General features: G+C 47.3%; 7 protein-coding genes. 1 reads left to right on the top strand and 6 read right to left on the bottom strand.

All coding sequences use genetic code 11. From position 1 onward, the window contains the following. Positions 1 to 53: 53 nt before the first annotated feature. From sufU to sufC, 6 genes are all read right to left on the bottom strand, one after another. Complete coding sequence (gene sufU / locus AC14M5_RS21425) at positions 54 to 449, bottom strand: Fe-S cluster assembly sulfur transfer protein SufU (protein WP_484031754.1); 396 nt, start codon at positions 447 to 449, stop codon at positions 54 to 56. Between the two features lie 88 nt (positions 450 to 537). Then, entirely contained in the window at positions 538 to 1764 is a 1227-nt protein-coding gene (locus AC14M5_RS21420; RefSeq protein ID WP_484031753.1) for a cysteine desulfurase, read from the bottom strand. Between the two features lie 68 nt (positions 1765 to 1832). Then, the gene (locus AC14M5_RS21415) at positions 1833 to 2483 is read right to left on the bottom strand and encodes a hypothetical protein (RefSeq protein WP_484031752.1); all 651 of its coding nucleotides are present in this window, start codon (positions 2481 to 2483) and stop codon (positions 1833 to 1835) included. A 148-nt stretch (positions 2484 to 2631) separates the two neighbouring features. Then, positions 2632 to 3972, bottom strand: a complete 1341-nt coding sequence (gene sufD / locus AC14M5_RS21410; RefSeq protein WP_484031751.1) for a Fe-S cluster assembly protein SufD — start codon at positions 3970 to 3972, stop codon at positions 2632 to 2634. A 1-nt stretch (position 3973) separates the two neighbouring features. Continuing rightward, the gene (gene sufB / locus AC14M5_RS21405; RefSeq protein WP_484031750.1) at positions 3974 to 5383 is read right to left on the bottom strand and encodes a Fe-S cluster assembly protein SufB; all 1410 of its coding nucleotides are present in this window, start codon (positions 5381 to 5383) and stop codon (positions 3974 to 3976) included. Positions 5384 to 5458: 75 nt separating this feature from the next. Next, positions 5459 to 6247: a Fe-S cluster assembly ATPase SufC gene (gene sufC / locus AC14M5_RS21400; protein ID WP_484031749.1), complete on the bottom strand. Its 789-nt coding sequence runs from the start codon at positions 6245 to 6247 to the stop codon at positions 5459 to 5461. Between the two features lie 312 nt (positions 6248 to 6559). On the opposite strand from sufC, the gene AC14M5_RS21395 reads away from it, so the two are divergent. Further along, a partial coding sequence (locus tag AC14M5_RS21395) for an SBBP repeat-containing protein (RefSeq protein ID WP_484031748.1) occupies positions 6560 to 9554 on the top strand: 2995 nt, incomplete at its 3' end.

The raw sequence follows: 9554 nt of genomic DNA, 5'->3' as shown, positions 1-9554 counted from the left end.
TCAAATGTTGTGTAATTGAACATATTTACTTTTCTAATTACCCATCTAGATTTTTATTCCACTAGTGTATCGCTCGCTTCACCCAGCCCGTATACGCCTGCCTTCAATACTTTGAGCGAGAGCAAGGCACATTTCAAACGCACAGGACCCAGGTCGATGCCGAGCATTTCAAGGACAAAATCCTTGTTTAATTTTTTTACCTCTTCAACCGGTTTGCCAATAATTGACTCCATCAATAAATCGGCAGAGGCTTGTGAGATGGCACATCCGTGACCGTCAAACCGAGCTTCAGTCACAATTCCTTTATCGTCCACGCGCAAGTCGATTTGAATATGGTCGCCGCATAACGGGTTATTGTCGGCAAAGGAAATATCGTGCGGGTCAAGCTTTCCACGATAGGATGGGTTTTTGTAGTGCTCGATGATAATTTCGCGATAGAGATCGTCCATAGTAGTTTGTTAGCTGGGCAATTGATTAGTCAGGTAGTTGGGAACGGCTGACTACAAAACTATCAAACCGTTAAACTACCAAACCAAGTTATCCAAACATTTCCTTTACTTTATAAATTCCGTTCACAAGCATATCCACTTCATCCTTCGTATTATATAGATAGAACGAAGCGCGGCTCGTTGCAGGAATTCCAAATTTTTCATGCAAAGGCTGAGCGCAATGATGGCCTGCTCTTACCGCAATCCCATCCTGATCCAATATCTGCGCCACATCGTGCGGATGCACACCCGCGAGAGTGAATGCAGCCACCCCACCTTTTTTATCAGCCGAGGGGCCGAATAACTTCACGCCAGGGATTTCTTCGAGACGATCCAGCGCATATTCGGTGATCTCATGCTCGTGCGCTGCGATCTTTTCCATGCCGATACCTGAGAGGTAATCTACAGCCGCACCAAAGCCGACAGCTTCTGCAATGGCCGGCGTGCCCGCCTCAAATTTATGCGGAAGAGTATTGGCGCGGAACGAGCGCAGTTTCACTTCCTTGATCATATCGCCGCCGCCTAAGAATGGAGGCATGGCCTCGAGCAGGGATGTCTTTCCATATAACACGCCGATCCCTGTTGGCCCGCACATTTTATGAGCGGAAAAAGCGTAGAAGTCTGCATCAAGCGCCCGCACATCCACTTTCAGATGTGGAACGGATTGCGCGCCATCCACCAGCACAATTGCGCCTGCTTCATGTCCCAAACGGATGATCTCGGCAGCCGGGTTGATCGTGCCCAAAACGTTGGACATGTGCGTAAACGAGACCAGCTTCGGGCGGCGGTCAAGAAGCGATTTGTAAGCATCAAGATCGAGCAGGCCATCTTCCGTCACCGGGATGAATTCAAGCTCGATGCCTCGTTCCATTTGCAGCATATGCCAGGGGACAAGATTGCTGTGATGCTCCATCTCAGTCAAAATGACAAGGTCACCCGCTTTCAAATTTGCGCGCGCCCAACTATAAGCAACCAGATTGATCGACTCGGTTGTATTGCGCGTGTAAATAATTTCATGCGCAGTTGCAGCATTGATAAACCTGGCGATCTTCACGCGCGCAGTTTCATACATGGAAGTGGCCTCTTCGGCCAGAGTATGCACACCGCGATGGATATTCGCATTCGAGCGGCGATAATAATTATTCATCGCCTCGATCACTTGCACAGGCTTCTGTGAAGTTGCAGTTGAATCCAAATAGATCACGCGCACGCCATTGCGTGTTTCACGTTCGAGAATTGGAAAATCTTTGCGGATTTGTTCTATGTTAAGAGTCATGAGAAAGGTAGGCAGGTAAACAAGTAGACAAGTAAATACGTGCTTGCCTGTCTGCTTGTTTACGTATCTTAATAATCAGGAATTAAATCTCGTTTTGCCACTGGCTTCTTTCCGGGGACGGGTCGAATATGTTCTGAGTTCACCGGATACCAAAGGATGCGATCAGGAACCATCCAGCCATCGGTGAGATAAACATTCGAGCGGAACTGTACCGCTACCATTTTGTTATCCACCTGCACCACAATGCCTTTTATCCATCCACGTATTCGTTCGCGGCTTTTTTCATGATCGCAATATACTTCTACTGTGTCGCCAACTTCAAAGGCGTGTTCAAGTCCGGGTGCTTTCATGAAGGCATATTGATTCACGCGCAAAGAACGCTTGATCGGCTTGCGGCGTTCAACCAAAGGTGTCAACACTCGTTTCACCACCGGAGTGATGGGCTTCACAACTGCAACCGATTTTGCCAGAGTTTTTTCGGGCATTGCTTCCGCCATGGCCTGGGCTCTTGCTTTGGCTTTCAAAATATTTTCAGACTTGGCTGTAACGCTGGTCTTTGCTGTCATTTTTTTCAAAACCTTTGCCTTTGCTTTTGGTTTGTGGGTTAACTTACTGGCAAACTTTGCCTTCTTTACCGCCACCTTCGATTTGACCACTGCTTTTGCCCTCACCTTCGCCTTTGACTTGGATTTAGGTTTCGCTTTTGATTTCACTGCCATAACTCACATCCTATCTTCTAATTAGAGACGCCCTCGGTCTCTTATTTAACTGTTATCTGTTCCCGCCCAACGAGATGGGTCTTGCAACTTCTAATTCTTCTAACTAAATTTTCATTCGGGTTTGATCCCTGAATGAGAATAAACTGATCTAACCTGACAATTTATCCTGAATTGCCTGCTGGAATCTTTCGCGCACGCCTTCAAATGGGATGCGCTGCATGATCGGGTCAAAGAAGCCCTCAACAACCAATTGCTCCGCTTCTCGCTGAGGAATGCCGCGGCTCTTAAGATAAAAGAGCGGTTCCTGTTCCAGTTTACCAACCGTCGCACCGTGGGTACAACGCACATCATCAGCCAGAATTTCCAAGCCTGGGATCGAATCTGCGCGTGCATGATTATCCAGGACGAGGTTTCGGTTGGCCTGGTAACCATCCGTCTTTTGCGCACCGGGCGCCACATAGATCATGCCCTGCCATACGGAACGGCTCTTGCCTTTTAGCGCACCTTTGAATAACAAATCACTGGTGGTGTGTGGAGCAAGGTGATTCTGCTGGGTATCATGGTCAAGATGTTGTGTTCCATCTGTGAAATAAAATCCAGACATGCGTCCTTGTGCGCCTTCACCAGCGAGGTCAAGGTCTGAGAAATTCTTGGTGACGCGTGAACCGACAGCGCCAAAGATCCAATCCAGGTTGCCACCACGTTCCACACGTGCACGCTCATGCGAGAAATTCCATACGTGGCGTCCCCAGGATTGCAATTCCACAAAGCGCAGATTTGCATTCTCGCCAACATGAAGTTCAACCACACCTGCGTGCATGGCATGTCCGGTCTCATCCGGTGACGCGGCTTCGTGAACATAGGTTACAGATGCACCGTCATCCACAAAGACGATGAGATGTGAAAAATGAGCAAGCTCCCCGCCGGGTCCCCAAAACACGGAATGAAGTGGGTATTCAACTTGCACGTTCTTGGGAACGTAAAGCAACACACCATTTTGCGCTAACGCTGAAGCCAAGGCGGCAAACTTGCCATCTCCGGGCTTCACGATCTGACCGATCAGCTTCGCGAGTAGGTCAGCGTGATTCTTTTCGGCGGTGCGGAAATCGGTAAATACTACACCTTGTTTGGCAAGCGACTCATCCAATTGGATTTGTGATCCACCGGGCAGCAAGGTGATCTGCCCGCCATGCTGTTCGCCTGTTAATGGCTTTAGTAAATATTCAGGGACACTGGGTAGATCTTCAAACGCGCCTTCTTTGGGAAGTTTGAAATCGGGCGCAGGTAGTAAGCGTAAGTCAGTGCGTCGCCAGGCCTCGTCTGTGTTAACGGGTAGGGAAATCTTTTTGAAAGAGTCCCAGGCTGAGGCGCGGAAAGAAGCGAGACTGTTGCTAGATGCGGGAATGTCTGCCTGAGTGAAGGTAAATTCCTTTGCGGCAGAGTCGGCCCTTCGTCCTCTTGATACAGTAACTTTTGGTTTCTCTTGCATATTAGCCAATCGATCCTTCCATTTGAAGTTGGATCAAACGGTTCATTTCAACTGCGTATTCCATCGGCAATTCTTTGACGAGCGGCTCGATGAAGCCAGAGACGACCATCGTCGTAGCTTCTTCTTCGCTGAGGCCGCGTGACATTAAGTAGAAGAGTTGCTCCTCACCCACTTTGCTGACCGAGGCTTCGTGGCCGATGGTCACATCATCTTCATCGATCTCGATGGTTGGATATGTATCTGAGCGGGATTTGGGATCGAGCAAAAGCGCGTCGCAAACCACATTGGATTTGACACCTTTTGAGCCTTTATACACCTTGACCATGCCGCGATAAGAAGCTCGGCCGCCACCCTTGCTAATGGATTTGGAAGTGATCTTGCTGGTGGTATTGGGCGCAAAGTGCATCATCTTCGAGCCAGCATCCTGGGTTTGACCTGGGCCCGCAAATGCCATGGAAAGCATTTCGCCGCGAGCGCCTGGTTCCATCAAATAACAGGATGGATATTTCATTGTAAGTTTTGACCCAAGGTTCGCATCAACCCATTCGTGCGAGGCATTGGCAAAGACTTTTGCACGCTGGGTTACAAGATTAAAAACGTTGGTCGACCAATTTTGAATGGTGGAATAACGTGAACGTGCGTCTTTCTTGACGATGATTTCGATCACACCGCTATGGAAGGAGTTGGTGGTGTATTGCGGAGCCGTACAACCCTCAACATAGTGCACAGACGCGCCTTCATCTACAATAATGAGCGTGCGCTCGAACTGGCCAACGTTGGCGGTATTCAAGCGAAAATAAGCCTGCAGGGGCAGGTCCACTTTTACGCCTTTGGGAACGTAAACAAATGAACCGCCAGACCAGACCGCGCTGTTCAATGCGGCAAACTTGTTATCTTCAATCGGGATGACTGTCCCGAAATATTCACGGAACAGATCGGGGTATTGTTTCAAGCCATCTTCAATGGAAAGGAAAATGACGCCTTGTTTTTCAAGGTGTTCCAAAATGGAGTGATAGACCATTTCAGATTCATATTGCGCGCCTACACCTGCCAAAAACTTTTGTTCGGCTTCGGGAATGCCCAATTTGTCAAAGGTGTTTTTAATATCATTGGGGACATCATCCCAATTCTTTTCGCTTTTTTCGGTCGGCTTGACGTAGTAGAAGATATTATCAAAGTCGATCTCATCAAGAGACGGTCCCCAATTCGGCATGGGACGTGCCATGTAGTGCTCAAAAGCCTTAAGGCGGAATTCAAGCATCCATTGCGGCTCGTTCTTCATGCGTGAAATATTTTCAACAACTTCGCGGCTCAGTCCGCGTTCGGATTTGAACACGTAATTGTCATCGCGGTCATGAAAACCGTATTTATATTCACCAATATTATCCAGGATTTTTTCATCTTCAGACATAGTAAATCTCCGGTTTCAGATCACAAAGCGCATTAAACATTAATTTGTAGCCATGTGTGCACCTTGTGTTGATGTTTAGGGAACCTCTTCGCCTTCGGGCAGTACATCATACTTCTCGCGTACCCAATCGTAACCCTGGTCTTCGAGGTGTAGGGCCAGATCGGGGCCGCCGCTTTCAACGATACGGCCATCCAGCATGATGTGGACGAAGTGCGGTTTGATGTAATTCAAAAGGCGTTGATAATGTGTGATGACGAGCACACCAAGTTCAGGTCCAGAAAGAGCGTTGACACCTTCTGCAACGATGCGCAGCGCATCAATATCCAAGCCGGAATCTGTTTCATCCAAAATAGCGATTTCAGGCTTGAGGGTTGCCATCTGCAATATCTCGGCGCGTTTCTTCTCACCGCCGGAGAAGCCTTCATTAAGATATCGGCCTGCAAAAGTATGGTCCATCTTGAGCATGTCCATTTTTTCCTTGAGCATCTTGCGGAACTCAGGGATGGGCATGCCCTTGTCTTCAGCGTTTTCTGCGCGGCGACGGGCATTGATGGCTGTGCGCAGGAAGTTGGCCACGGTTACACCGGGGATGGCAACAGGATATTGGAAAGCAAGGAAAATGCCAGCGCGAGAGCGTTCGTCAGGCTCCAACTCAAGAACATTCTTTCCTTTGAAAATAATCTCACCCTCTGTGACAGTGTAGCTTGGGTGACCCATCAATGTATATGCCAATGTAGACTTGCCTGTTCCGTTCGGCCCCATAATTGCGTGGATTTCACCCTGTTTGATTGTGAGCGAAAGCCCCTTCAGAATTTCTTTGTCTTCAATACTAACGTGCAGATTTTTGATCTCAAGTTGCGACATTCTCTATATAACTCCTCAGAAATTACCGCTTGAGCGGTACGATGTAAGCCATTCCTGGCGATTTTTAACCCTATTTGTAGCTCTTTGCTATGCGACAGCATTATAGCAGGGTCGGCGGGATTTGTCAATATTTATGATATTTTTCTAGTATATTCGGAAGATTTATGGAATATTTTATCAAGCCAACACTATCATTTTTAAACATTCATCCTTGACTGCTTAGCGCAAAAAGGTACAATAACAAATATGCAAGGTGGAATTTTCACAATTGACTACTGGACAATACATCACAAACGCAGGAGGAATAAAAAGATGAAACTTCGAAAATTGATCTCCCTAATACTTGCAATCATGTTAAGCAACATAATGCTAATTTCGTCGGCACAGGCTAAATCTCTATCCAGTCCCCTTTCTGCAAGCGGTGATCTACTTTGGGCAAAAGGAATGGGTGGGACGGGCTCTGATGGAGGTATTGCCATCGCCGTCGACGCAAGCGGAAATGTTTATGCGACCGGGACCTTTCTGGAAACCGCCGATTTTGATCCCGGTCCAAGCACCTTTAATCTAACAAGCGCTGGCAATCAGGATTTCTTCGTTTCGAAGTTGGACAATAGCGGCAACTATGTTTGGGCAAAATGCATAGGTGGGATAGGTTACGATCCAAGTAGAAGTATTGCTGTAGACACAAACGGAAACGTCTATACAACGGGATACTTTGAAGATACAGTAGATTTTGATCCAGGAGCAGGCACTTCAAACTTGACCAGTGCTGGATTCAGAGACATCTTCATCTCGAAGTTGGATAGTAGCGGCAACTTTGTCTGGGCCAAGAGCATGGGGGGAGCAAACTATGATGAGGGAAACGGCCTTACCATAGACTCTAGCGGAAACGTTTATACCACTGGATACTTTATTGGTACCGCAGACTTCGACCCGGGTGTCGGTACATCCAACCTGACCAGTGCAGGGAACAACGATATCTTTGTTTCCAAATTAGACACCGACGGTAACTTCGCTTGGGCAAAACAAATGGGGGGAACCGGCAATGACATTAGCCAAGGCATTGACATTGACTCCAGCAACAACGTTTATACTACTGGAAAATTTCAACTCACCGCCGACTTTGATCCTGGCGCAGCTACGGTAAACCTGGTGAGTGCTGGGGGCGACGACATCTTTGTCTCCAAATTGGATAGTAGCGGCAACTTCCTCTGGGCAAAAAGATTGAGCGGAACAAGTAGCGAGCAGGCCAACAGCATCGCTGTGGGCCCAAGCGGGAATGTTCTTACAACCGGATTTTTCTATAATAGTACCGTTGACTTTGACCCCGGCGCAGGCACGGCTAACCTTACCCCTGTAGGCATTTACGATATCTTTATCTCCAATCTGGATAGCAGTGGCAACTTCCTCTGGGCAAAGGGTATAGGAGGAACAAACTATGATGAAGGCTATGACATTGAAGCTGACTCAAATGGCAACGTTTATACGACCGGGTATTTCTCATTTGAAAACGTCGACTTTGACCCGGGGCCAAGCGTAGCCAACCTTGCCAACGCGGGAGGCAAAGATATCTTTGTTTCCAAGTTGGATAGCAGTGGTAACTTCGCCTGGGCGAAGGATATGGGAGGAACAGGTTTTGACAGTGGTCGGGGACTGGCTATAGACTCGGGCAACTACATCCATACGACAGGATACTTTGAAGATACCGCCGATTTTGATCCTAGTGCAGGCACCTTTAATCTTGTTAGTATGAGCAGCGCTGATGTTTTCGTAGCAAAACTCGATAAAGAAGGATCAAGCGATAACGTGGCCCCAACCGTTGCAACAATCATTCGTGTTGACCCAAGCCCTACAAACGCCGCCAGCATAGATTTCACCGTCACATTTTCCGAATCCGTCACCGATGTGGATATGAATGATTTCAGTTTGGTGACAACTGGCATCTCCGGTGCCACCGTGAGCGGCATCAGTGGCATGGGTGATGTCTATACTGTAACAGTCAGCACTGGGACTGGAAGCGGCACCATTCGTTTGGATGTAATCGACAACGATACAATCCTGGATGTAGCACTCAATCCTCTTGGTGGAGCTGATACAGAAAATGGAAATTTCACAAGCGGCGAAGTTTATGATGTTGACAATACTGGCACTACATTCAATGTAAATGTTGGTGCAGACACAGATGATGGTTCATGCGATATATTCGTTTCAGGCATATCCAATTGCACATTACGTGAAGCAATCGACGCTGCGAATGCACACAACGGCGCAGATGTTATTGCTTTTGATGATACTCTTGATACTGCTACGATTATACTTACTGCAGCGCTACCTAATATCACCGACGTCGATGGGCTGGCGATTGATGGGGGTACAGATATTACAGTAAATGGGAACAATTCTCACAGGGTGTTTTTTGTCAATAATGATGTTCCACTCACATTAGACAGCATTACAATTGATCAAGGTTTTATTTCAGCCAATTATGGTGGAGGCGTATACAACAACGGAGACTTGGGCATTCTGAATAGTACATTTTCCAACAATGGGAGCTCACTTGGCGGAGGAGGAATTTACAATAACTCCAGTGGCTCACTCACAGTCTTGAATAGCACATTCTTAGATAATTCAACAGCTGGTGGGGGCGGCGCCATTCAAAACCTTGGTGAGATGACTATCGCTAACAGCACATTCTCTACCAATCACGCTAATTCCGGTGGTGGCATTTTCAATAGCGGATTTCCAAATTATCTATATTTTAGAACAATTACTAACAGCACCTTCTCAGATAATACTGGCGGTGGTATATGGAATGATGGCGCATTATGGCTTTACAACACCATTATCGCCAAGAGCGGAGTCGGCAAAGATTGTATTTTGGCTAACCAAAATAGCAGCATTATTGGAAATAATAACTTGATCGAGAGCACCATTTACAATTGCGGCTTGATTAATGGAGTCAACGCTAATATTATTGGCTCTGACCCATTTCTTGGTGGAATAACAGGGTTGCCAGCATATTTCCCCCTTTATTCTAATTCAGCGGCAATAGATGCAGGCGATGACGGCACCTGTGAAAGCACCGACCAACGCGGGGTGATGCGTCCACAGGGGAGTCACTGTGATATTGGAGCTTTTGAACTTGAGTGGATGTATCCCGTGGTTTCTGAAGTCACCGCTCCCAAAGCCAGACCCAATCTCACGACGAATATCAGTTTCATAGTCAAGTTCTCTGAGGCTGTTTTCGATGTGGGTGTTTCAGATTTCCAATTACTTTCCCCAGGCCTCCCCAATGCGGCAATTACCG

This window comes from Candidatus Villigracilis sp. (assembly GCF_057083605.1).
Note: the sequence above shows the minus strand (reverse complement) of the source record. Positions and strands in the feature narration are given on the sequence as shown.

Bases quoted from the DNA above. Each gene is read 5' to 3' on its own strand.
- sufD (WP_484031751.1), bottom strand. From the start codon at position 3,972: ATGCAAGAGAAACCAAAAGTTACTGTATCAAGAGGACGAAGGGCCGAC.
- AC14M5_RS21415 (WP_484031752.1), bottom strand. From the start codon at position 2,483: ATGGCAGTGAAATCAAAAGCGAAACCTAAATCCAAGTCAAAGGCGAAG.
- AC14M5_RS21420 (WP_484031753.1), bottom strand. From the start codon at position 1,764: ATGACTCTTAACATAGAACAAATCCGCAAAGATTTTCCAATTCTCGAA.
- sufU (WP_484031754.1), bottom strand. From the start codon at position 449: ATGGACGATCTCTATCGCGAAATTATCATCGAGCACTACAAAAACCCA.
- sufB (WP_484031750.1), bottom strand. From the start codon at position 5,383: ATGTCTGAAGATGAAAAAATCCTGGATAATATTGGTGAATATAAATAC.
- sufC (WP_484031749.1), bottom strand. From the start codon at position 6,247: ATGTCGCAACTTGAGATCAAAAATCTGCACGTTAGTATTGAAGACAAA.